Source organism: Streptomyces toyocaensis, assembly GCF_000725125.1.
In the GTDB taxonomy this organism is placed as follows: domain Bacteria; phylum Actinomycetota; class Actinomycetes; order Streptomycetales; family Streptomycetaceae; genus Streptomyces; species Streptomyces toyocaensis.
The window spans coordinates 1-903 of the sequence record NZ_JFCB01000074.1 but is presented as its reverse complement, the minus strand read 5'-3'; the positions used below and the strand labels follow the sequence as shown (position 1 = coordinate 903).

Annotated in this window: 1 protein-coding gene; it reads right to left on the bottom strand. The window is 68.1% G+C overall.

Annotation, left to right across the window (positions count from 1 at the left end):
* Nucleotides 1-17: 17 nt before the first annotated feature.
* Nucleotides 18-877 (bottom strand): IS5 family transposase gene (locus BU52_RS34535; RefSeq protein ID WP_407702092.1). Its coding sequence is split into 2 segments (ribosomal slippage): nt 18-532 and nt 532-877, totalling 861 coding nucleotides; the frame shifts between segments, so codons are not numbered across the junction.
* Nucleotides 878-903: the final 26 nt, after the last annotated feature.

Genomic DNA, 903 nt, shown 5'->3' with positions numbered 1-903 from the left:
AGGCCGTTTCTTTCGGATCACCTCGCCGACCAGATGAAGATGGCGGCGAGGTGCAGTCCGGCCAGGTAAATGGTGGCCGTCTTGTCGTAGCGGGTGGCCAGGCCGCGCCATTGCTTGAGCTTGTTGATGCACCGCTCGACGGTGTTGCGCTGCTTGTAGGTCTCGCGGTCGAAGGCCGGGGGACGACCCCCGAGCCGACCACGTCGCTTGCGGTTCGCAGCCTGATCCGCCGGCTGCGGGATCACCGCCCGGATCTTCCGCTGTCGAAGATGGAGGCGGATCGCCCGGGACGAATACGCCTTGTCGGCCAGGACCACGTCAGGCGTGACCCTGGGGCGGCCGATCCGTCTGGGCACCCGTAACCGGGCCATGACCTGCTCGAAGGCGGGTGCGTCACCTGCCTGACCCGGCGTGATGACGAACGCCAGCGGTCGGCAACCGCCGTCCGCGACGAGGTGGATCTTCGTGGTCAGTCCGCCGCGGGACCGTCCGAGGGCATGGTCAGCCGGCTCGCCGGCCGGGGCCCCTTTTGACGGGCCCCGGCGGCGTGCTGGTGTGCGCGCACGACAGTGGAGTCGACTGCGACGACCCAGTCGAGGTCGCCCTCGGTATCGGCCTGGGCGAGCAGGGCGGTGAAGACCTTCTCCCAAGTGCCGTCGGCGGCCCACTTCCGCAGCCGGTTGTGGGCGCCCTTCCATGACCCGAACTGCTCGGGCAGGTCCATCCACGGTGTGCCGGTGCGGTACTTGAAAGCGATCGCGTCGATCACCTGCCGGTGATCACGCCACCGCCCACCCCGCCGAGGGGTCCGGTCCGGCAGCAACGGTTCGATGCGGGCCCACTGGGCGTCAGTCAACGACACACCCCGACCAACGATCCGATGATCTAAAAGAAACGGCCTAG